Source organism: Exiguobacterium sp. s46 (assembly GCF_018618875.1).
Classification (GTDB): Bacteria; Bacillota; Bacilli; order Exiguobacteriales; family Exiguobacteriaceae; genus Exiguobacterium_A; species Exiguobacterium_A abrahamii.
This window is the reverse complement of sequence record NZ_JACSMY010000001.1, coordinates 1,423,368-1,444,550: the sequence shown is the minus strand read 5'-3', so window position 1 is coordinate 1,444,550 and position 21,183 is coordinate 1,423,368. Positions and strand designations below refer to the sequence as shown.

Annotated in this window: 24 protein-coding genes; 18 read left to right on the top strand and 6 right to left on the bottom strand. The window is 45.3% G+C overall.

What is annotated here, in order from left to right; genetic code table 11:
• Nucleotides 1–11: 11 nt before the first annotated feature.
• Together KNQ08_RS07665 and KNQ08_RS07660 are read left to right on the top strand one after the other, a co-directional pair.
• Nucleotides 12–1,034, top strand: a complete 1,023-nt coding sequence (locus tag KNQ08_RS07665) for a cytochrome d ubiquinol oxidase subunit II (protein ID WP_023468858.1) — start codon at nt 12–14, stop codon at nt 1,032–1,034.
• Between the two features lie 104 nt (nt 1,035–1,138).
• Entirely contained in the window at nt 1,139–1,807 is a 669-nt protein-coding gene (locus tag KNQ08_RS07660; RefSeq protein WP_023468857.1) for a potassium channel family protein, read from the top strand.
• Between the two features lie 39 nt (nt 1,808–1,846).
• Here KNQ08_RS07660 and KNQ08_RS07655 read toward each other — a convergent pair whose 3' ends face one another.
• Nucleotides 1,847–2,623: a Cof-type HAD-IIB family hydrolase gene (locus KNQ08_RS07655; RefSeq protein WP_064299596.1), complete on the bottom strand. Its 777-nt coding sequence runs from the start codon at nt 2,621–2,623 to the stop codon at nt 1,847–1,849.
• A 173-nt stretch (nt 2,624–2,796) separates the two neighbouring features.
• Here KNQ08_RS07655 and KNQ08_RS07650 point away from each other — a divergent pair, with 173 nt between their 5' ends.
• Both KNQ08_RS07650 and rnjA read left to right on the top strand, forming a co-directional pair.
• On the top strand, nt 2,797–3,012 hold the full coding sequence (locus KNQ08_RS07650; protein WP_023468855.1) for a DNA-dependent RNA polymerase subunit epsilon: 216 nt from the start codon (nt 2,797–2,799) through the stop codon (nt 3,010–3,012).
• Nucleotides 3,009–4,676, top strand: coding sequence for a ribonuclease J1 (gene rnjA, locus KNQ08_RS07645; RefSeq protein WP_035396693.1), 1,668 nt, complete (start codon nt 3,009–3,011; stop codon nt 4,674–4,676). Before KNQ08_RS07650 ends, rnjA begins: the two co-directional genes overlap by 4 nt.
• A 45-nt stretch (nt 4,677–4,721) precedes the next feature.
• Here rnjA and def read toward each other — a convergent pair whose 3' ends face one another.
• Nucleotides 4,722–5,261: a peptide deformylase gene (def, locus tag KNQ08_RS07640; protein WP_029342180.1), complete on the bottom strand. Its 540-nt coding sequence runs from the start codon at nt 5,259–5,261 to the stop codon at nt 4,722–4,724.
• A 377-nt stretch (nt 5,262–5,638) separates the two neighbouring features.
• Here def and pdhA point away from each other — a divergent pair, with 377 nt between their 5' ends.
• The 5 genes from pdhA to KNQ08_RS07615 all read left to right on the top strand — a co-directional run bounded on the left by pdhA (nt 5,639) and on the right by KNQ08_RS07615 (nt 10,928).
• On the top strand, nt 5,639–6,721 hold the full coding sequence (gene pdhA, locus KNQ08_RS07635; protein ID WP_023468852.1) for a pyruvate dehydrogenase (acetyl-transferring) E1 component subunit alpha: 1,083 nt from the start codon (nt 5,639–5,641) through the stop codon (nt 6,719–6,721).
• Nucleotides 6,722–6,724: 3 nt separating this feature from the next.
• Nucleotides 6,725–7,702 carry an alpha-ketoacid dehydrogenase subunit beta gene (locus KNQ08_RS07630; protein WP_023468851.1) on the top strand — a complete coding sequence of 326 codons (978 nt, stop codon included), beginning with the start codon at nt 6,725–6,727 and terminating at the stop codon, nt 7,700–7,702.
• Between the two features lie 101 nt (nt 7,703–7,803).
• Entirely contained in the window at nt 7,804–9,096 is a 1,293-nt protein-coding gene (locus KNQ08_RS07625) for a dihydrolipoamide acetyltransferase family protein (RefSeq protein ID WP_023468850.1), read from the top strand.
• 3 nt (nt 9,097–9,099) lie between these two features.
• Nucleotides 9,100–10,512, top strand: a complete 1,413-nt coding sequence (gene lpdA / locus KNQ08_RS07620) for a dihydrolipoyl dehydrogenase (RefSeq protein ID WP_064299598.1) — start codon at nt 9,100–9,102, stop codon at nt 10,510–10,512.
• Nucleotides 10,513–10,622: 110 nt separating this feature from the next.
• Entirely contained in the window at nt 10,623–10,928 is a 306-nt protein-coding gene (locus tag KNQ08_RS07615) for an SAV0927 family protein (protein ID WP_023468848.1), read from the top strand.
• 56 nt (nt 10,929–10,984) lie between these two features.
• On the opposite strand, the gene KNQ08_RS07610 is transcribed toward KNQ08_RS07615, so the two are convergent.
• Nucleotides 10,985–12,472 carry an aminotransferase class I/II-fold pyridoxal phosphate-dependent enzyme gene (locus KNQ08_RS07610; RefSeq protein ID WP_035406702.1) on the bottom strand — a complete coding sequence of 496 codons (1,488 nt, stop codon included), beginning with the start codon at nt 12,470–12,472 and terminating at the stop codon, nt 10,985–10,987.
• 132 nt (nt 12,473–12,604) lie between these two features.
• On the opposite strand from KNQ08_RS07610, the gene KNQ08_RS07605 reads away from it, so the two are divergent.
• The 3 genes from KNQ08_RS07605 to KNQ08_RS07595 all read left to right on the top strand — a co-directional run bounded on the left by KNQ08_RS07605 (nt 12,605) and on the right by KNQ08_RS07595 (nt 14,258).
• Nucleotides 12,605–12,877 carry a UPF0223 family protein gene (locus KNQ08_RS07605; protein ID WP_023468846.1) on the top strand — a complete coding sequence of 91 codons (273 nt, stop codon included), beginning with the start codon at nt 12,605–12,607 and terminating at the stop codon, nt 12,875–12,877.
• A 282-nt stretch (nt 12,878–13,159) separates the two neighbouring features.
• Complete coding sequence (locus KNQ08_RS07600) at nt 13,160–13,348, top strand: hypothetical protein (RefSeq protein WP_023468845.1); 189 nt, start codon at nt 13,160–13,162, stop codon at nt 13,346–13,348.
• Between the two features lie 124 nt (nt 13,349–13,472).
• Nucleotides 13,473–14,258, top strand: coding sequence for an inositol monophosphatase family protein (locus tag KNQ08_RS07595; protein WP_035396699.1), 786 nt, complete (start codon nt 13,473–13,475; stop codon nt 14,256–14,258).
• Nucleotides 14,259–14,299: 41 nt separating this feature from the next.
• Here the strand turns inward: KNQ08_RS07595 and KNQ08_RS07590 are convergent, their stop codons facing one another.
• Nucleotides 14,300–14,470, bottom strand: coding sequence for a DUF5325 family protein (locus KNQ08_RS07590; protein ID WP_214805198.1), 171 nt, complete (start codon nt 14,468–14,470; stop codon nt 14,300–14,302).
• Between the two features lie 185 nt (nt 14,471–14,655).
• On the opposite strand from KNQ08_RS07590, the gene typA reads away from it, so the two are divergent.
• From typA to KNQ08_RS07575, 3 genes are all read left to right on the top strand, one after another.
• On the top strand, nt 14,656–16,503 hold the full coding sequence (typA, locus tag KNQ08_RS07585; protein ID WP_023468842.1) for a translational GTPase TypA: 1,848 nt from the start codon (nt 14,656–14,658) through the stop codon (nt 16,501–16,503).
• 26 nt (nt 16,504–16,529) lie between these two features.
• Entirely contained in the window at nt 16,530–16,883 is a 354-nt protein-coding gene (locus tag KNQ08_RS07580; RefSeq protein ID WP_214805196.1) for a YlaH-like family protein, read from the top strand.
• Nucleotides 16,884–17,005: 122 nt separating this feature from the next.
• Nucleotides 17,006–18,100, top strand: a complete 1,095-nt coding sequence (locus tag KNQ08_RS07575) for a PQQ-dependent sugar dehydrogenase (protein WP_214805194.1) — start codon at nt 17,006–17,008, stop codon at nt 18,098–18,100.
• A 43-nt stretch (nt 18,101–18,143) separates the two neighbouring features.
• On the opposite strand, the gene KNQ08_RS07570 is transcribed toward KNQ08_RS07575, so the two are convergent.
• Nucleotides 18,144–18,347, bottom strand: coding sequence for a YlaI family protein (locus KNQ08_RS07570; RefSeq protein WP_029342171.1), 204 nt, complete (start codon nt 18,345–18,347; stop codon nt 18,144–18,146).
• Between the two features lie 117 nt (nt 18,348–18,464).
• On the opposite strand from KNQ08_RS07570, the gene KNQ08_RS07565 reads away from it, so the two are divergent.
• Together KNQ08_RS07565 and KNQ08_RS07560 are read left to right on the top strand one after the other, a co-directional pair.
• Nucleotides 18,465–18,917, top strand: coding sequence for a PNPOx family protein (locus KNQ08_RS07565; protein ID WP_149427636.1), 453 nt, complete (start codon nt 18,465–18,467; stop codon nt 18,915–18,917).
• A 40-nt stretch (nt 18,918–18,957) separates the two neighbouring features.
• A complete protein-coding gene (locus KNQ08_RS07560; protein ID WP_023468837.1) occupies nt 18,958–20,274 on the top strand; it encodes a PhoH family protein in 1,317 nt (438 codons plus the stop codon).
• Between the two features lie 39 nt (nt 20,275–20,313).
• Here the strand turns inward: KNQ08_RS07560 and KNQ08_RS07555 are convergent, their stop codons facing one another.
• Complete coding sequence (locus KNQ08_RS07555; protein WP_214805192.1) at nt 20,314–20,775, bottom strand: hypothetical protein; 462 nt, start codon at nt 20,773–20,775, stop codon at nt 20,314–20,316.
• A 123-nt stretch (nt 20,776–20,898) separates the two neighbouring features.
• Here KNQ08_RS07555 and KNQ08_RS07550 point away from each other — a divergent pair, with 123 nt between their 5' ends.
• Complete coding sequence (locus KNQ08_RS07550; RefSeq protein ID WP_023468835.1) at nt 20,899–21,177, top strand: Fpa/YlaN family protein; 279 nt, start codon at nt 20,899–20,901, stop codon at nt 21,175–21,177.
• Nucleotides 21,178–21,183: the final 6 nt, after the last annotated feature.

The window sequence follows — 21,183 nt, the reverse complement described above, 5'->3', positions numbered from 1 at the left end:
GAGGGAACGATTTGGACGTTCAAACACTAGGAATTACGGTCCTCTGGACTTTCCTGTACGGATATCTCATCGTTGCCTCAATTGACTTCGGTGCTGGATTTTACGCCTTTTATTCAAAATATACGAAGCGGGATCATTTAACGAATCGATTGATTCTTCGTTATCTCTCACCAGTGTGGGAGGTAACGAATGTCTTCTTCGTATTCTTCTTCGTCGGACTAGTCGGGTTCTTCCCGGATACCGCTTACTATTTCGGTACGGCACTGCTCGTGCCAGCCTCGATCGTTCTCGTATTGATTGCGATTCGTGGTAGCTTCTATGCATTTGCCAATTATGGATCAAACGACAGCATGTTCTATACGTTCTTATATGGAGCAACTGGTCTATTGATTCCGGCGGCGATGTCAACGACATTGACGATCAGTCAAGGTGGTTTCATTCGTAAAACGAATGAAACAGTCGAGTTTTTAGGAACAAAATTATTTACGAACTTTTACTCTTGGTCGGTCGTAGCACTCGCTATCGTATCCGTCCTCTATATCAGTGCGATGTTCCTCTTGTTCTACGCAGATAAAGCGAAGGATGAAGGGGCTACTCCGCTAATTCGTAAATGGGCACTCTTCTGGAGTGGTCCGACGATTCTTGTCTGTGCACTCGTCTTCTTTGGATTGAAAAATCAAGCGGCATGGCACTATGAGAACATCTTAAACGGGAACTGGTGGTGGTTCGCTGCTAGTTTCATCTTCTTCCTCGTTGCGGTGACACTCGTCTACATGAAGAAGAATTACGGAATTGCCTTCGTCGCGGTCATGTTACAGTATGGAGTGGCATGGTTTGGTTACGGTTATACGCACCTACCATACATCTTGTATCCATATATCGATATCAACAAAGCGGTCGTTAACGAAACAATGGCTTCCGCACTCGTCGTTGTCTTCATCTTCGGACTCTTACTCTTGATTCCGGCGTTGTACTTGATTTTACGACTCTTCTTGTTCGATAACGATTATGTACGTGGGAAATCCTCAAAATAATGGATGAATAAACGCCTCTGCGAATCGCAGGGGCGTTTATAGTATTTTTAAATTGAATCGGGTACACTACTAAGGAAGAGCGATTGTGAAGGAGAGTTGTGAAAATGAATGGAGAGTTTGCAGTAATTGGACTAGGGCGCTTTGGTGGCTCGATTGTCCGTGAATTATCGAAAAATGGCTACGATGTCTTAGCGATTGACTCCGACGAGGAGCGCGTCAATGAATTCATGGGAATTGCGACGCATTCCGTCATCGCGGACACAACGGATGAGAATGTCTTAAAAAGTCTAGGAATCCGAAACTTCGATCATGTCATCGTTGCCATCGGTGAAAATATTCAAGCATCCATCTTGACGACATTGATCTTAAAAGAGCTTGGGGTACAATCGATCACCGTTAAAGCGACGAACGATTACCACGAAAAGGTATTACGAAAAATTGGAGCAGACTTCATCGTTCACCCCGAACGGGATATGGGAGTCCGGATTGCAAATGGTTTAATGAGTTCAAATATTCTTGACTATCTCGACTTATCTCAAGAATTTTCGATCGTTGAAATTAAAGTCAGTGACCGGATGGCAAAACAAACATTGATCGACCTTGATCTACGAAGCAAATACGGAGCGAACGTCGTCGCCATTAAACGTGGAGAAAACGTTCTGATTTCTCTACAAGCTGATGAAATGATTGAAAAAGGGGACTATCTCGTCGTCATTGGTGAAAATGAGGATCTCGACCGTCTAGAGCGTGCGATTCATAAAGTGAAGAACTAAAAAAAAGCTGAGGCGCGCCTCAGCTTTACATTTACTTAATTAAATGAGTTGGAATTCTTTTAATCCGTGTGCGATACCGTCCTCAAGGATTGGTTTCGTGACATAGTCAGCGGCAGCTTTCGTTTCTGGAAGCCCGTTGCCCATTGCAATACCGGTTCCAACGTAGCGGAGCATCTCTAAATCGTTTAAAGCATCACCGAATGCAAAGGTATCTTCGCGGCGAATATTCGTCAATTTCAGGAATTGTTTGATCCCTTCTGCTTTCGAGGAACCGACATTGATGACATCCATTGCGTGTGGATGCCAACGAATGAAATCGAATGCGTCATACCGTTTAACATAATCCGCTTCTTCTTCGGCCGTACAGTAGACGAGCGTTTGGAAAACATCATGCGATAAGAAAGCTTCTTCATCGTGAATCGGTAATGGCATGTCGAGTTCGCCGAGCGAATCTACGACATGCGTGTCATTTGATTTCGTCGTGAAGCCTTTTGTTTCGCCAAGATAAACGAGTGTATGCCCGTTTTCTTTCGCTTGTTGCGTTAAATGCGTTAAATCCGTCTTAGGTTGTGGACGTTTGTAGATGATTTCATTTTGATGAACGACGATTTGCCCGTTATAGCCGATAATCGTATCGATGTTGAGTAGTTCACGGATTCCAGACAACATCGCAGGTCCGCGTCCAGTTGCAAGGGCTACATAGACACCATTTTCTTGAAGCTTACGAATTGCCTGTTTTGTTGATTCCGGAACAAAATGACCATCATGCAATAAGGTTCCGTCGATATCGAAAAAGACGACTTTCTGATTTGCCATGGTTTCACCTTCTCTTTTTAATTGGTCGAAATGACCTGTTCATGTGAAAGTATAGCATAACCAAAAGCGTGTTGCCGGAAGGGAACATGCCGAATAAGGATGAAAAATAGTCCATGTATCGTGTATACTGTACTAAGGACAAAAAACAATGTACTGATAAGGAGTTGCTAGGCATGATTTTTAAAGTATTTTACCAACCGCTTCGTTCGGAAGCACCTGTTCGTGAACGGACAGAAACAATGTATGTAGAAGGGGAAAGCATTCGTGACGTGCGATCAACGATTGACCACCTCAAAGATATCAACATCGAGTTCATCCGCGAAGTCAGCGGAGAATTTTTGACATACGAACAACAACATCCTGATTTCAAGGTTGCGACGTTCGAATGAAGTTCGTCAAAAACCATCAGGCCGCCGTTTTCGCACTCGGTGGACTCGGGGAAATCGGGAAGAACACGTATGTCGTTCAATTCCAAGATGAGATCATCGTCATTGACGCGGGTGTCATGTTCCCAGAAGATGAATTACTTGGAATCGACTATGTCATTCCAGATTACACGTACTTGATCAAGAACAAGGATAAGGTCAAAGGCGTCTTCATCACACACGGTCATGAAGATCACATTGGTGGTCTGCCTTTCTTGCTTAAACAAGTGAACTTACCGATTTACGCTGGTAAGATTGCGATGGGTCTCATCAAGGTGAAGTTAGAAGAGCATGGTTTGCTTCGCAACGCGGAACTGCATGAGATCGATGAAGATTCGGTCATCAAGTTCCGGAAGACAAGCATCTCGTTTTTCCGTACGACACACTCGATTCCGAACTCGTTCGGTGTCGTCGTCAAAACACCACAAGGGAACATCGTGCATACAGGGGACTTCAAGTTCGATTTCACGCCAGTCGGAGAGCCGGCTGATTTAGCGAAAATGGCTGAACTCGGTAAAGAAGGCGTATTGTGTCTTCTATCGGATTCAACGAATGCAGAAGTGGAAGGGTTTACGATGAGTGAACGTGTCGTTGGGGAAACGATCTCAGACATCTTCCGTAAAGCGGAAGGACGGATCATCTTCGCGACGTTTGCGTCGAACATCTATCGTCTGCAACAAGTCGTCAATGCTTCTGTAGAAGCAGGACGGAAAATCGTCGTCTTCGGACGTAGCATGGACAAGGTCATGATGATTGGTCAAGAACTTGATTTCATCAAAGCACCGAAGGGGACGATCATCGAGCCGAACGAGATGAAACGTTATAAATCAAATGAGTTGACGATCCTTTGTACCGGTTCACAAGGAGAACCAATGGCTGCACTTAGCCGTATCGCAAACGGAACACATCGTCAAATCTCGATCATTCCGGATGATCTCGTCATCTTCTCTTCGTCCCCAATCCCAGGAAACGTCGTTTCTGTCGGAAAGACGATCAATCAGCTATATAAAGCTGGCGCAGATGTCATGTACGGTAAACTGAATGATATCCATACATCAGGTCACGGTAGTCAACAAGAGCAGTTGCTCATGTTACGTCTATTGAATCCGAAATACTTCATGCCGATTCACGGGGAATACCGGATGCTGAAGAAGCATATGTCGCTTGCGATGGATGCTGGTGTACCGGAAGAGAACTGCTTCGTCATGGATAACGGTGAAGTACTCGCATTAGATGCGAATGCAGCCGCTATCACTGGGAAGATTCAAGCGAATGCCGTTTATGTCGATGGAAAAGGAATCGGAGACATCGGAAACATCGTCTTACGCGATCGCCGTATTCTCTCAGAAGAGGGACTCGTCGTCGTCGTCGTGACGCTTGACTCGAAGACGAATCGTCTCGTCTCTGGACCGGACATCATCTCGCGTGGTTTCGTCTACATGCGTGAGTCGGGTAATTTGATTAAAGATGCTGAACGTCTACTCAAGCGTTCGCTTGATCAATCGCTTGCGAACCGTAATACGAAATGGACGGACATCAAACAAGTCATCAATGATACGCTCACACCGTATTTAACAGAAAAAACACAACGTCATCCAATGGTCATGCCGATCATCATGGAAGTCTGATTCAAAAAAATCCTCGTCTCCGAAACGGAAACGAGGATTTTTGAATTACGTGGCAGGACCGTATTCCTTGAACGGTTCTTTTTTATCAATCCGATCATAGAACATGACGCCATCTAGATGGTCGTATTCATGCTGGCAGACGATTGCTTTCATCCCTTTTAAACGTAATTTTATAGGATTTCCGTTATGATCGATGCCAGTTAGGGTAATACGCATATAGCGCGGTACATGTCCTTCGACTTCACGATCGACGGACAGACATCCTTCGCCGCCCGTTAAATAGGTCTGCTCGACGGAATGACTGATGATTTTTGGATTATAGATACCAAATTCCAGCAAATCATCACCATCCGGTAAGCGGATCGCGAACATGCGCTTGTTGACACCGATTTGTGGTGCTGCAAGTCCAATGCCGCTTCGTAAATCGTATTTCTTCGCAATTTCATCATCTTGACTGTTGGCGAGGAACTCGCGCATGAGTCGCATCGTTTCCTTATCCTCATCGCTGAGAGGGAAGGTCACTTCTACTGACCGTTCGTGAAGAGCAGGAACGTCTTCGCGTACGATTTCATTCATGGTGATCATGAACAACACTCCTTTCGTCTACAAAAAGTATAGCATAGGAAAGTGGGGAATGATGACAACTAACACAGTAGGAAAATATCGAATGATACAGAAGATGGAATATTCTAGTTTTGTGATTGAATTCACAATGTGAAACGCGAAAAAAATAAAACATTTCCTTTGATTTTAAGGTGTTACAGATTTATACTTGTAACGTAATGAACAAGACACTATAACGTGTCGATTCATGATAATACAGTTTACTCAACTGAATAGGTACACAGACACATGTTCAAAGGATAGTCACACGGGACTTCGTTTTTTGGACACTATTGTCATGTGGGCAAATCAGTCAGAGGAATATTTCGCTGAACGCAGTGAAAGGATGAGGTGAAAAGATGAACGTAAACATGTTTAAAAACGTGGAAGAAAACTTTGAAACGTTCCGCATTCTTGACGAGAAAGGTGAAGTCGTCAATAAAGACGCTATGCCAGACCTCTCGGATGAAGAGCTTACGGAATTAATGCGCCGTCTCGTATACACACGTATCTGGGACCAACGTGCAATCTCACTTAACCGTCAAGGACGTCTCGGTTTCTATGCTCCAGTAGCTGGACAAGAAGCGTCAATGATCGGTACGCAATTCGCTTTGGATAAAGATGACTGGATTCTTCCTGGATACCGTGATATTCCACAAATGGTCTTCCATGGCTTCCCACTTTACAAAGCATTCTTGTTCTCACGCGGTCACATCACAGGTGGTAAGATCCCTGAAGGTGTTAACGTCTTAATGCCACAAATCATCATCGGTGCGCAGATCGTTCAAGCGGCTGGTGTTGCTCTCGGTCTTAAGAAAAGCGGTAAAGAACAAGTCGCAATCACTTACACAGGTGATGGTGGTTCTTCACAAGGTGACTTCTATGAAGGTATGAACTTCGCTGGAGCTTTCAAAGCACCTGCAATCTTCGTCGTTCAAAACAACCGTTTCGCAATCTCGACACCTGTCGAAAAACAATCTATGGCGAAAACAATCGCTCAAAAAGCTGTCGCTGCTGGTATCAATGGTATCCAAGTCGACGGTATGGACGTTCTTGCTGTATACGCAGCTACGAAACAAGCGCGTGTTGAAGCACTCAACGGTGTTCCGACATTGATCGAAACATTGACTTACCGTTATGGACCACACACACTCGCTGGTGATGATCCAACACGTTACCGTACAAAAGACATGGATGATGAGTATCAAGCACAAGATCCACTCGTCCGTTTCCGTGCTTTCATGGAAGCAAAAGGTCTTTGGAACGAAGATAAAGAGAACGAAGTCATCGAGCAAGCAAAAGCTGACGTTAAGGAAGCACTTGCACAAGCTGACAAAGAACCAAAACAAAAAGTTACAGATTTCATCAACGTGATGGCTGAGAAGCTTCCACAAAACCTGCAAGAGCAGCTTGATGAGTATACAGCAAAGGAGTCGAAATAACCCATGGCACAAATGACGATGATCCAAGCGATCACTGACGCAATGCGCGTCGAGATGAAACGCGACGAACAAGTTCTCTTGTTCGGTGAAGACGTCGGTAAAAACGGTGGGGTATTCCGTGCGACAGAAGGTCTTCAAGATGAGCTCGGCGAAGACCGCGTCTTCGATACACCACTTGCGGAATCAGGTATTGGTGGTCTTGCTGTTGGATTCAGTCTGACAGGATTCCGTCCAATCATGGAAATCCAATTCTTCGGATTCGTATTCGAAGTATTCGATTCAGTCGCAGCACAACTTGCGCGTCTCCGTTACCGTTCAGGCGGCACATACAGTGCACCTGTTACAATCCGTTCACCATTCGGTGGCGGTGTTAAAACACCGGAACTTCACGCAGATAACCTCGAAGGACTCATGGCTCAGTCACCAGGACTTAAAGTTGTCATTCCTTCAACACCTTACGATGCAAAAGGTCTTTTGATCGCGTCAATCCGCGACAACGACCCAGTCGTATTCCTCGAGCACATGAAACTCTACCGTTCATTCCGCGGTGAAGTGCCAGAGGGCGATTACACGATCGAACTCGGAAAAGCTGATGTTAAACGTGAAGGTACAGACGTAACAATCGTCACTTACGGTGCGATGGTACACGCTTCACTTAAAGCAGCTGAAGAGCTCGAAAAAGAAAACATCAGCGTCGAAATCATCGACTTGATGACAATCAGCCCAATCGACATCGATACGATTCTTGCTTCTGTCAAGAAAACAAACCGTGTCGTCGTCGTTCAAGAAGCACAAAAACAAGCGGGTATCGCTGCAATGGTTGCAACTGAAATCCAAGAACGTGCAATCCTTGACCTCGAAGCGCCAATTCTTCGTGTTGCTGCTCCAGATACAATCTTCCCATTCGCACAAGGTGAAGACGTCTGGATCCCAGATCACAAAGATATCGTTGAGAAAGTCAAAACTGTCTACAATTTCTAAGAGCATTTCGGAAAATAAGGAGAGGGGTTCATTCTCTCCTTGCTTCCGTTTTTACAGATAACAATCGACTAGAAGAGTGAACTAAAAGGAGGCATATTCAAATGGGTTTATTTGAATTCAAATTGCCGGATATCGGTGAGGGTATTCATGAAGGTGAAATCGTAAAGTGGTTCGTAAAAGCGGGCGACACTGTCAAGGAAGACGACGTTCTTCTTGAAGTACAAAACGATAAAGCAGTCGTTGAAATCCCATCACCAGTTGATGGTACTGTTAAAGAAGTAAAAGTTGACGAAGGTGTCGTAGCTGTCGTTGGCGACGTCCTCATCACTTTCGAAGTCGAAGGCGAAGGTTCTGCTCCTTCTGAAGAAGCAGAGCAACCAAAAGCTGAAGACAACGCGAAAGACGTTCAAGATACGGATCAAAAAGTGGAAGACAAACCAAACGAGGTTCAAATCCATAAATCAGAACGCGTCATCGCGATGCCATCTGTCCGTAAATATGCACGTGAAAAAGGTGTCGACATCCGTGAAGTCCAAGGTTCTGGAGACAACGGTCGTGTCGTCAAAGAAGACATCGATGCATTCGCAAACGGTGGTCAAACTTCTGAAGCACCAGCAACAGAAGAAAAAGCACCAGCTGCAGCTGCTTCTGCACCAAAAACAGAAGTTAAGCCATACGTTGCTGCTCAACCTGAACTTGAAACACGCGAGAAAATCAAAGGAATCCGTAAAGCGATTTCGAAAGCAATGGTTAACTCGAAACATACAGCTCCACACGTAACACTCATGGACGAAGTCGATGTTACGAACCTCGTAGCACTCCGTAAAAACTTCAAAGAAGTTGCGGCTGCTCAAGGTACGAAATTGACTTACCTTCCGTTCGTCGTAAAAGCATTGACTGCTGCTGCTAAAAAATACCCAGCAATCAACGCATCAATCGACGATGTAAACGAAGAAATCGTCTACAAAAACTACTTCAACATCGGTATCGCTGCAGATACAGACAACGGTCTTGTCGTACCAGTCGTTAAAGATGCAGATCGTAAATCGATCTTCTCACTCGCTGACGACATCAACGACCTTGCTGGTAAAGCACGCGAAGGTAAACTTTCTGGCGAAGAGATGAAAGGCGGATCAATCACGATCACTAACATCGGTTCTGCTGGCGGTCAGTGGTTCACACCAGTCATCAACCACCCAGAAGTTGCAATCCTCGGTATCGGCCGTATCGCTGAAAAAGCAGTCGTTAAAAACGGCGAAATCGTTGCTGCACCAGTTCTTGCACTTTCATTCAGCTTCGACCACCGTCTCATCGATGGTGCAACTGCACAAAACGCGCTTAACTTAGTTAAACGCCTATTGAACGACCCACAACTTCTCATCATGGAGGGATAAGCAATGGTAGTAGGTGAATTCGCACAAGAAACTGATTTACTCGTAATCGGGGCTGGCCCTGGTGGTTACGTTGCTGCAATCCGCGGCGCGCAACTCGGTATGAAAGTAACAATCGTTGAACGTGAAAACGTCGGCGGTGTTTGCTTAAACGTTGGATGTATCCCATCAAAAGCCTTGATCACTGCAGGACATAACTTCCAGCATGCTAAAGGTGCAAGCGATATGGGGATCACTTCTGAGAATGCAACTGTCGATTTCTCGAAAGTTCAATCTTGGAAACAATCTGTCGTCAACAAATTGACTGGCGGCGTTAGTGGTCTTCTTAAAGGGAACAAAGTCGAGACTGTCGTTGGGGAAGCTTACTTCCAATCAGAAGATACAGTCCGTATCATCAACGAAGATTCTTCGACTCCTTACAAATTCAAGAAATGTATCATCGCGACAGGTTCGACTCCAATCGAACTTCCAGCTTTCAAATGGTCAAAACGCGTCCTTTCTTCAACAGGCGCATTGAACCTTCCTGAAATCCCGAAAAAACTCATCGTCATCGGTGGCGGATACATCGGGATGGAGCTTGGTACAGCGTATGCGAACTTCGATACAGAAGTCGTCATTCTTGAAGGAACAAAAGACATCCTTTCTGGTTTCGAGCCTGCTATGACGCAAGTCGTTAAGAAAAAGCTCAAACAAAAAGGTAACATCACAATCCACAACGAAGCACTTGCTCAAAGTGTAGAAGAGTCGGAAGATGGCGTTAAAGTAACATTCGAAGTCAACGGTGAAGCACAAACAGTTGAAGCGGACTACGTCCTCGTTACTGTCGGTCGCCGTCCGAACACTGGTGATCTTGGTCTTGAAATGGCAGAAGTCAAAGTCAGCGACCGTGGTCTTGTCGAAATCGACGATCAGTGCCGTACTTCAAACGAAAACATCTACGCAATCGGTGATATCGTTCCAGGACCACCACTTGCACACAAAGCTTCATTCGAAGCTAAAATTGCTGCTGAAGCAGCTGCAGGACACCCTGCATACCTCGACTACAGCGCGATTCCAGCGGTCGTCTTCACAGATCCAGAACTCGCTACAGTCGGTTACACGGAAGCACAAGCGAAAGAAGAAGGACTCGATTACATCGCGTCTAAATTCCCTTACGCTGCGAATGGTCGTGCACTTGCACTCAACGAGCCAGACGGCTTCTTGAAAATGATCACTCGTAAATCAGATGGTCTCTTGATCGGCGCGCAAATCGCTGGTACAGGCGCATCTGATATGATCGCTGAAATGGGACTCGCAATCGAGTCTGGTATGACAGCTGAAGATATCGCACTCACAATCCATGCACACCCATCACTCGGTGAAATCGCAATGGAAACTGCTGAAGTTGCAATCGGTAGCCCAATCCACATCATTAAATAATATCGAAACACCTCATACACGGGGAGCCGACCGTGTATGAGGTGTTTTTTTGTTTGGTCTTGATACAAAAAAGGAAAAGAAAAAGTAAAAATCGGAGAGGGTGGACGCACATGGAATCCGTGACTACCTTAGAGGAGCTGTATTACGTATCGGAAATGGATAAGGTTCGTTTTGTCGGCTGGACGACTGCACTCGCCCGCTATGATTTTGCTGTCGTCTGTACGGGACAATTCTTCGGGAAAGTACTTGTCGTCAGTTTAACCGGTGGTCAGTCAGCGTTACTCGATCAACAGGATGTGTTGAATGGAGATGTCTTAATTCGTACATTTGCGATTGAACGAGAGGATGTCGAAGTAATCGGTGAAGCACTCGCAGCATTCATTCCTTGTTCACCAAACGATGAATACGCAGAATGAAATGACAAAAAAAGCAGTAATCCTCATTGAATAAGGATTACTGCTTTATCTTGTCTTCACCGAATCGCATTCGATTGTTGAATGACTTTGATCGTCTCAAGCGAATGATCTTCAAGACCTTGAACCGGAAGACCGGCTTCGATGTTTTCTTTAATATAGGCAAGGTTGTCTGCAGTGATCATTTCGCCTGGGATGAAGATAGGAATACCAGGTGGATATACCATCATGAATTCAGCCGAAATCCGCCCGACCGCATCGACCAACGGAATCGTCTCTGTCTCTTCATAGAATGCATCACGAGGACTGAGAGCGAGCGCTGGAATGTCTGGAAGAACAATCGAATGATCAGTCGTCTCGGCGCCATTATTTTGATAACGTGCGACAAGTAACGACATCGCATGTAGAAAGGCATCAATCGTCTCTTCTGAATCACCAGACGTGATGATGACGAGAATGTTGTTCAAATCAGAAAGTTCAACTTCGATCCGATGTTCTTCACGTAAGAACTCTTCGACGAGGTGACCAGAAATGCCAAGCCCTTTGACGGAAACAAGCACTTTCGTTGGATCAAAGGCGAACGTCGCACTCGAATGAAGATCGGATTCACCGAAAACGGCGAGATAAGGAAGCTTCGCTAATCCAAAGCGCATCCGTGTCGCAAGTTCAAGTGCCCGACGATTCATCGCTTCACCGTTGATCGCAAGATGACGCCGAGCGCAGTCAAGAGAAGCCAGCAACAGGTAAGATGTCGATGTCGTCGTCAACATCGAGAGCACTGCTTGAACTTTATCTGGAGAGACAAGTCCGCGACGAACGTTCAGGACAGAGCTTCCTGTAAGTGAGCCACCGAGTTTATGCACGCTGGTTGCGGCAAGATCAGCTCCTGCTTGCATCGCTGACAACGGCATATCTTCGTGGAAGGCGATATGGACGCCGTGTGCTTCGTCGACGAGTACCGGAATACCTTTACTATGGGAAAGCTTGACGATGCTCTCTAAGTCACCAGCAACGCCGAAATAGGTCGGATTGATGACGAGAACGGCTTTTGTATCGGGATGAAGTGCAAGGGCACGTTCTACCGCGCTTGGTGTGATACCGTGTGCGATTCCGAATGTCTCATCGAATTCAGGGTGAATGAAAATCGGATGCGCACCAGAAAGAACGATAGCTGACATCACCGATTTATGCACGTTCCGAGGAACGAGAATTTTATCATCAGGTCCGACGACACTCATGATCATCGCCATGATGGCCGTTGAAGTTCCTTGTACGGAAAAGAACGTTTCGTCGGCATGGAAGGCTTGAGCTGCCAATTGATGAGCTTCTTTAATGATTGCCTTTGGATGATGGAGATCATCAAGGGGAGCGATATTGATTAAATCGATATCGAGCGCATTCTGACCGATGAACGATCGAAAGGCTGGATCCATTCCCTGACCATTTTTATGACCGGGAATATGAAATTGAATTGGTTGACGTTTCGCATGCGCGAGTAGCGCATCGAATAAAGGTGTATCGAGCTGTGTTAAGCTTTTTGTTTGCACCAGATTTCCCCCCTTAAAACCGAATAAAAATACAATCAAACAAGCTAACTATAACAAGTTTTCGGACGGTTGCAACTGTTTTATGCTTCTTTTGCGTGTAAAATAGAAAAGTGCAGAAAGGAAGTGGGAATGATGGCATTGAATTATCCGCTCAATTCCGATTGGTCGACTGAAGAAATCGTGAAAGTCATCGACTTCTTTAATTTAGTCGAGCAAGCGTATGAGACAGGTGTTGAAAGACAACGATTGCTCGAAGCGTATCGTGAATTCAAGCAAATCGTCACCTCGAAATCCGAGGAAAAACAGTGGGATCAGTTTTATATGGAAGAGACCGGTTGTTCGAGTTATCGGACGATGCAACAAGCGAAACGTCAGGAAGAACCGATTGTTCGTATGAAGAAATAATTGGATCATGAAGATAAGACTCCTATGCGATCGCGTAGGAGTCTTATCTTTTAATCCGACTGGAAATGTGCGGGAAATGATCAACATTTGTTTAAAGTGGAAAGGAAGCGGCTATATACTACATACAAGACGTTGGCCTTACAAATATGTGAAACTGTATTTTTTAAAATTAGATGCTTTACATCTAAGTTGAATCGTACTATTATAGATTCAATCCACTAATAAGTCGCAATTGTCTGACAAATTAAACCTCTGTTTATCCCGCGAAGGAGTGTGGTTACTGTGAAACAAGTGATAGAAGCATACAAGAGAAAAGATGCAGAAAAACGCATTCCTGTATTGCGTCTCGAAATCGATTATGAGCTTGCTACATTACACGATGCGATGGTGGCAAGTGACGCAGAAGCTGTTGGCGCAAGTAAAGAGCGCCTCGAAAAATATCGTCAAGAGATGGTACGTCTTGAAGCTTGATTTCAACGTTCCGATCTCTACCTTATAATAAAATATCAACTCTTCAACCAGCGAACTGTTCGCTGGTTTTCTTTTTTTGTTACTATAGAAGAAGCTGGAAACAATGATGAAGGAGTGAACTCAAATGCAGATTGAGTTGGATGCGATAGATTTGATCAAACGAGCGGGAAAGTACATTCGAGAAAAAATTGATGGTTCGTATCACGTCGAACAAAAAACCGGAAAAAGCGATTTAGTGACAGAGATTGATCAAGCCGTCGAGGATTTATTGATCCAAGGTATTTTAGATCGCTATCCGAATCATCATATTTATGGGGAAGAGGGACGAATCGCTCGACCTGATACACTCGAAGGCACGATCTGGTTCGTTGATCCGATCGATGGAACGATGAACTTCATTCGTCAAAAACGAATGTTTGCCATCTCGATCGCGATTATGGTGGATGGTGAGTTACGCTATGGTTTCGTCTACGATGTCATGGCTGACGAGTTGTTCCATGTCATCAAGGGGCATGGTGCTTATCAAAACGGCATACGACTACCACAAATCGAGGAGCGGAGTGTTAAAGAAGCAATCATCTGTATGAATGCGACCTGGGTGACACCGAATCGCCGGATCAATACGGATCGCCTTGCTCCGCTCGTGCGACACGCGGTAGGTGTACGAGCAATTGGTGCAGCATCACTTGAACTTGCATGGACAGCTGCAGGACGCGTTGATGGGTATATCACGATGCGTAATATGCCTTGGGATTACGCAGCCGGTCAGTTATTGATTGAAGAGGTCGGTGGGCGTGTCGGAACGATCACAGGTGAATCGATGTCATTTCTCGAACAAACGAGCGTGCTAGCAGGGAGCCAGACGTTCGTTGAAGATGTTTTGACATTCGTACAAACACAAGAGGATTGAAAAAAGGTTTCTTTCGTCTTGAACGAAAGGAACCTTTTTGCTCATGCTTGTTTTCGTAAACGTGCCTTTAAGACGAACCCAGCACCCATCGCAACAATCATCAAGATGACAGAGGCGATCGTCATCGGGACGTTTTGTTCCGCGATGAAGATGCCGATGGCTGCCATGGATCCTACGGCAAGCATGGCGAGTAATAAATATAGCAGGCGCATGTTCTTTTCCCCCTCTACCCGTGAGTACGTTAACAGTGTAGCGTGAATGAAGGATAATGAAAAGGCTTTCGGACTGATGTCGAATCTTAGTCATTGCCAATTAGGACTCTACCTGTGCTATACTCTTAAAGTTGACCGAAAGTATGATAAGATTTATTTAAATGAATAGAAAGAGGTACACACCTATGACAACATTAGTACGAAATGATTTACGCAACGTTGCGATCATCGCCCACGTTGACCATGGTAAAACAACATTAGTCGATGAGCTTTTAAAACAGTCTGGTACGTTCCGTACGAACGAACAAGTCGAAGAACGCGCAATGGACTCAAATGACATCGAGCGGGAACGTGGAATCACGATTCTTGCGAAAAACACTGCAATTGATTACAAGAACACACGCATCAACATCGTTGATACGCCAGGACACGCCGATTTCGGTGGAGAAGTTGAGCGGATCATGCGTATGGTTGATGGCGTTATCCTCGTTGTCGATGCACGTGAAGGCTGTATGCCACAAACACGTTTCGTTTTGAAAAAAGCACTCGAGCAAGGACTTCAACCAATCGTCGTCGTCAACAAAATTGACAAACCGATGGTCCGTCCTCTTGAAGTCGTCGACGAAGTCGTTGATCTCTTGATCGACCTCGGAGCTGACGAAGATCAACTCGAATTCCCAGTCGTTTATGCATCGGCAGTCAACGGCTCAAGTTCATTTGAACCTGAATTAGAGAAACAAGAAGATACAATCACAAACGTTCTTGATTTAATTCTTGAGCACACACCAGCGCCTGTCGATAACACAATGGAGCCGCTTCAGTTCCAAGTTACGATGCTTGACTATGATAACTACCTCGGACGGATCGGTGTCGGTCGTGTCTTCCGTGGAGAAATCAAAGTTGGTGATAGCGTTTCGCTTTCAAAACTTGATGGTTCAACGAAGAACTTCCGTGTTACGAAGTTGTTCGGTTACTTCGGTCTAAAACGTGTCGAAATCGAAACAGCAAAAGCTGGAGATTTGATTGCGATCGCTGGTATGGAAGATATCAACGTCGGTGAGACGGTTTGCCCGACTTCACACGTTGATCCACTCCCATTATTACGTATCGATGAGCCAACGCTTCAAATGACATTCATCGTCAACAACTCGCCATTCGCTGGTCGTGAAGGGGATCTCGTTACTTCACGTAAAATCGAAGAGCGTCTTGAAAAAGAACTCGAAACAGACGTTTCACTTCGCATCGAAAACACAGACTCACCGGACCGCTGGATCGTTTCTGGTCGTGGGGAACTTCACCTCGGGATCTTGATCGAAAACATGCGCCGTGAAGGATACGAAATTCAAGTATCGAAACCGCAAGTAATCATCAAAGAAGAAGAAGGCGTCAAAGTCGAGCCATTCGAACGCGTCGTCATCGATACACCAGAAGAGTACACAGGTTCTGTCATGGAATCGATCGGTCTCCGCAAAGGTGAATTGACGAACATGCAAACAATGGACAACGGTCAAACAAAAATGGAATTCATCGTTCCTTCACGTGGTTTGATCGGTTACCGTAACGAATTCCTTTCTGCTACACGCGGATACGGAATCATGAACCACACATTCGAAGAATACCGTCCGTTCATCCAAGCGGATATTGGTGGACGTCGTAGTGGAGTTATGGTCTCAATCGAAACAGGTAAAGCAACTGCTTACGCGATCTCAGCTCTTGAAGACCGCGGAACGATCTTCATCGAGCCTGGTATTGAAGTATACGAAGGTATGATCATCGGCGAATGTAACCGTGATGTCGATCTCGCTGTCAACGTCGTTAAAGCAAAACAATTAACGAACATGCGTGCATCTGCAAAAGATTCAACGAACGTTCTTAAACGTCCACGTGTCTTCTCACTTGAAGAGTCGTTGACATTCTTGAATGAAGATGAGTACTGTGAAATCACACCACAATCGGTTCGTCTCCGTAAACAAGTCTTGAATAAGAACGAACGTGAAAAGCAAGAAAAACGTCGTCGTCTAGGTAAAGATTAAGTCTTGAACGAATAGGGGGACTGGCAATGAATGCACAAGCTGCCGTTGCTTCTGATTTCTCGAAATACGATATTCCGTTCATCGCGAAACTTCTCGGTATCGGAAGTGATCCGAATAACATCGAAGCGGGATTTTATCCTTTAATGATTACCGTCGTCATCTTGACACTTATCGTCTTTAAGTTAGGATTTGCTAAGGAACTAGCATGGTGGAAATCACTGATCGTCTATCTCTTGCTCGCCGTCTTCTCGGCAGCATTGACGCTTGTCTTCTGGACATGGCCGATTCCTGAAGTACTCTTAGCGATGGTCTTCGTACTTGGTATTTATCGCTTCCGGATGTGGATGGTCAAGCGTGAACGTGAACGGACAGCTTCTTGACGGAAGCATGTCATGAATCAAAAGAACGAATCTCTTCGGAGGTTCGTTCTTTTTTTTGAGCCAATTCAGATGCATGATTTAAAGCGTAGCGGGAACAATGATACTAAAAGGGGGAGAAAACAGTGAAAATAAGGTATGTCATACCCCTACTGTTAGCGGGTATCCTGATGGGGTGTACACAAACGTCAGAAGAATCGTCAACAGAGGAAACGAATCAGCCGACACAAGAAAACAATCAACAGGATTCAGGTGATCAAGAAGCGACGCAATCATCTCAAGCGCAAGAAGGCGTCGTATTTAAAGAGCTAAACGCTCCGTGGAATATTGTCCGAGAAGGAGAAGTATTTTACATCACGGAACGAGAAGGAACGATTGTCAAAGGAGAAAAAGATGATTATGAACGGATGCGCCTTCAGCTGAAAGAGGATGTCCTCGCTGAAGGAGAAGGTGGATTGCTTGGAATGGTACTTGATCCTGATTTTAAGGACAATAAGACGGCATACGTCTACCATACGTACGCCAAACAAGGACAAGCGACGAATCGCGTCATCGCGATAAAAGAAGAGGGTGACCAGTGGACGGAAGAACGTGTCTTACTCGATGATATTCCCGGAGCGACGATTCATAACGGTGGACGGCTGGAATGGGGACCTGAAGGCGCGCTCTACGTCACAGCAGGAGACGCAGCGAATCCTGAACTGGCGCAAGACATTGATTCATTGGCAGGAAAGATTTTACGCATCACATCTGAAGGAGAACCGTTCGAGGGGAATCAAAAAGGATACGTCTACAGTCTCGGTCACCGGAATCCACAAGGACTTGTTTTCGTCGATGATCAACTGTATGCAAGCGAACATGGGCAAAGTGGGCACGATGAAATCAATCGAATCGAACAAAAGAATTATGGATGGCCGACGATTGAAGGGAAAGAGCAAGCAGACGGACTGGTGACGCCGTGGTATGAAGTAGGAGAACAATCTGTTGCACCAAGTGGAGTTGCAACAGCAGAGGATACACTTTATTTTGCAACACTTGTCGGACAACGATTACAAACCATCGATCTAGAGACGAAGCAAGTCAAGACGATCGTCAAAAACCAAGGTCGGATTCGAGATGTCTGGATTGACGAGACATCGATTTACTATATTACAAATAATACGGACGGAAGAGGGAATCCATCGGCAGATGATGATCGACTCGTTCGAATCAATCGATGAACAATAAAAGGTCTGTCAGGGAATTTTCCCGCAGACCTTTTGTTTACCAGTGTTTTCGTTTCGTTTCCCAAGTCGGGTATAAATGGAATTGTCCAGAAGCGTGGCGTTCAAGTGTCCGTTCTTCTACGCGTGATCGACACTCATCACAGATATGGACACGAACAGGTTTATTGCGTAATCGCTTCGCCGTGAAGGACCAATCATCAATCGTTTCACGCTTATCGCAAATCGTACATTTCACTCGCATGTCAGGTCCTCCCTTTTTTTCTTAGTATATCATATTAGAAGATTATTCAGATGTAAAAAAGGGAAACGAGAAGTATATCTCGAAATATCATCACTAAGTCGTAGAGGGGGTGATGTCATGGCAAATAAAGTTGAACAACAGCTCAACTCAGGTCAACTAGAAGCACTATCGCAATTACCACTCGTTTTTTTGATTACGCATGATCAATCCAAACATTGGCCCATCACACATGCAATCAGTTGGGTACATGCGACGGATTCACAAACGATTCGTTTTACAATCGAAGCAGATTCTCATCTCGTTAAAACATTACGAGAACATCCGGTCTTCACATTGATCTTTTTTGCAGATCAGTCGACGTACAGCTTAACATGTACGGACGTCAAGGCGTTTACGCCGCAAGAAGACCTTCCGTTGCCACTCGCTTTTTATGAGGGACGCGTTGAGGAGGTACGTGACATCTTGTTTTACGGAGCAGCTGTCACACAACGACCAACTATCGAAAAAACATACGATGAACAGGCAGCTGAACGGTTGGATCAACTCGTTCATCGCATCCTAAAAGCGTAACATTCATCACAAACTCGACTCTAAAGGGGCGAACGATGGAATGAAAAAAATATACGTACTTGATACTAATGTCATGCTTCACGATCCACTTTCTCTATTCCAATTCCAGGAGCACGACGTCGTCATACCAGCGATCGTACTAGAAGAACTAGATGGAAAAAAACGCAACATGGATGAGGTTGGACGTAATGCACGAGAAACAGCTCGCATTTTAGACCAATTACGAGAAACGGGTCAGCTTCATGCGGGAGTGCCACTCGGAAACGGCGGTATTCTTCGCGTCGATATCGGGGACTCCATTCATGAAGGTTCGCCGTTTACGCATGAATCAAACGATAATAAGATCATTGAACTGGCGTGGTCGATTCATCAGGAACAACAAACCGAAGCGACCCCACGAGATGTCATTCTCGTCTCAAAAGATATCTTAGTCCGCGTCAAAGCGGATGCGTATGGATTAGTCGCTGAAGACTATATGACGGATCATATCGCTGATTTGACCGGTCTTTATACAGGATTCATCGAAGTGACCGTCGATCAGGAATATATTGATGCCTTCTATCAGGACAAACGCCTTTCGGTGGATGTCTTGCCAGAAAAAGTGCAACCGAATGAGTTCGTCATCTTAAAAAGTAACATGTCGAAAGCTTCAGCCATCGCCGTCGTTGATCAGAACCTGCCAATCATTCGAGCACTTTCGATCGATGTCGATCAAGTCTGGGGCGTCATTCCACGAAACGTCCAACAACGGATGGCATTTGAGTTATTATTACGTGACGATGTACCACTTGTGACACTCGTTGGTAAGGCAGGTACCGGAAAAACGTTACTTGCACTCGCTGCGGGTCTCCTGCAAGTGGAAGACGAGCATAAATATAAAAAATTGGTCGTTGCTCGTCCTGTCGTACCGATGGGAAACGATATCGGCTACTTGCCGGGTGAAATGGAAGAGAAGCTTCGTCCGTGGATGCAACCGATCTATGATAACCTCGAACACCTTTTCAATACGGGATCGGGAGACGAACTAGGTAACATTCTCGCCGGAATGAAGACGATTCAACTGGAAGCGTTAACGTATATCCGGGGACGTAGTATGCCGGGACAATTCATCATCATCGATGAAGCGCAGAATTTGACGAAACATGAAGTCAAGACGATTTTGACACGTGTCGGTGAAAACTCGAAAATCGTGTTAGTCGGGGATCCGCAACAGATTGATCATCCGTATCTAGATGAGTATTCCAATGGTCTATCCTACGCTGTAGAACGACTTAAAAATGAGAAGATGACGGGACACGTCAAACTCGTCAAAGGGGAGCGCTCGAACTTGGCACGCCTCGCAGCCGATTTACTATGAAAAAACGTGGTGCGTCTATTCAGGCGCACCACGTTTTCCTTATATGACGGTAACCGTATGAACGGATTTGACGATCCGTTGTCCGTGTAACAGATGAACGGGTCCATCTGCTAACACTTTGCCGTCTTGTGAGAACTGCAGATACACTTCGTCGAGTTGCTCAAGTGAAAGTTCAACCGTTTCTTCGCCTTCGAAACGAATAGCGATCGCGTCCGGTAAGAGCTCGGCATTCCGGATGAACGGCGCAAGCGCCATGGCGAATGACCCTTGAAGCGCAGCTTCTTTTTCAGCACGTGTCATCGGACGATTGTGATCCGTACGACTGCCTTCCATGATGCCTTTATCCCACGCAGCCCCCATTTTCGCGTAGTACGCTTCTTGTTCACTTGTGTCGGCTGGTTGACCGATTTTCTCGATTTCCACCTTTCGTTCATCAAAGATCCAGACTGTCGGATCAATCGTTAACTGATGTCGTACTTTACCGTTAATCGGAAAAATCATTTGTTCTACCCCCTAAATGTGTAAGTCCAACAAATCCATTATACCGAAACGTTGAATTGTTGGCGAAAGTAAGGTAAAGTTTAGCTATAACAGGAACGCGTCATTTCATGAGGAGGGATTGGATTGTCAACTGAAATCGAGACAGTTCATCGCCAGCGCGCTCTTGAGCTACTAGAAGCGGATGCACAAAAAATCCGCCGGTTGATCGAGGTCCAGCTTGCGAATTTAACGATGCCACAATGTCCTCTTTACGAGGAAGTATTGGATACACAAATGTTCGGATTATCCCGTCAAATTGATTTTGCGGTACGTCTTGAACTGATTGATGCGGGTGAGGGGAAACAATTACTCGAATCACTTGAACAGCAATTATCTGATTTACATGATGCGGAGACGTGCTGATTTTCT

Coding starts and splice junctions, on each gene's coding strand:
- KNQ08_RS07660 (WP_023468857.1), top strand. CDS start 1,139: ATGAATGGAGAGTTTGCAGTAATTGGACTAGGGCGCTTTGGTGGCTCG.
- KNQ08_RS07655 (WP_064299596.1), bottom strand. CDS start 2,623: ATGGCAAATCAGAAAGTCGTCTTTTTCGATATCGACGGAACCTTATTG.
- KNQ08_RS07650 (WP_023468855.1), top strand. CDS start 2,797: ATGATTTTTAAAGTATTTTACCAACCGCTTCGTTCGGAAGCACCTGTT.
- rnjA (WP_035396693.1), top strand. CDS start 3,009: ATGAAGTTCGTCAAAAACCATCAGGCCGCCGTTTTCGCACTCGGTGGA.
- def (WP_029342180.1), bottom strand. CDS start 5,261: ATGATCACCATGAATGAAATCGTACGCGAAGACGTTCCTGCTCTTCAC.
- pdhA (WP_023468852.1), top strand. CDS start 5,639: ATGAACGTAAACATGTTTAAAAACGTGGAAGAAAACTTTGAAACGTTC.
- KNQ08_RS07630 (WP_023468851.1), top strand. CDS start 6,725: ATGGCACAAATGACGATGATCCAAGCGATCACTGACGCAATGCGCGTC.
- KNQ08_RS07625 (WP_023468850.1), top strand. CDS start 7,804: ATGGGTTTATTTGAATTCAAATTGCCGGATATCGGTGAGGGTATTCAT.
- lpdA (WP_064299598.1), top strand. CDS start 9,100: ATGGTAGTAGGTGAATTCGCACAAGAAACTGATTTACTCGTAATCGGG.
- KNQ08_RS07615 (WP_023468848.1), top strand. CDS start 10,623: ATGGAATCCGTGACTACCTTAGAGGAGCTGTATTACGTATCGGAAATG.
- KNQ08_RS07605 (WP_023468846.1), top strand. CDS start 12,605: ATGGCATTGAATTATCCGCTCAATTCCGATTGGTCGACTGAAGAAATC.
- KNQ08_RS07595 (WP_035396699.1), top strand. CDS start 13,473: ATGCAGATTGAGTTGGATGCGATAGATTTGATCAAACGAGCGGGAAAG.
- KNQ08_RS07590 (WP_214805198.1), bottom strand. CDS start 14,470: ATGCGCCTGCTATATTTATTACTCGCCATGCTTGCCGTAGGATCCATG.
- typA (WP_023468842.1), top strand. CDS start 14,656: ATGACAACATTAGTACGAAATGATTTACGCAACGTTGCGATCATCGCC.
- KNQ08_RS07580 (WP_214805196.1), top strand. CDS start 16,530: ATGAATGCACAAGCTGCCGTTGCTTCTGATTTCTCGAAATACGATATT.
- KNQ08_RS07570 (WP_029342171.1), bottom strand. CDS start 18,347: ATGCGAGTGAAATGTACGATTTGCGATAAGCGTGAAACGATTGATGAT.
- KNQ08_RS07565 (WP_149427636.1), top strand. CDS start 18,465: ATGGCAAATAAAGTTGAACAACAGCTCAACTCAGGTCAACTAGAAGCA.
- KNQ08_RS07560 (WP_023468837.1), top strand. CDS start 18,958: ATGAAAAAAATATACGTACTTGATACTAATGTCATGCTTCACGATCCA.
- KNQ08_RS07555 (WP_214805192.1), bottom strand. CDS start 20,775: ATGATTTTTCCGATTAACGGTAAAGTACGACATCAGTTAACGATTGAT.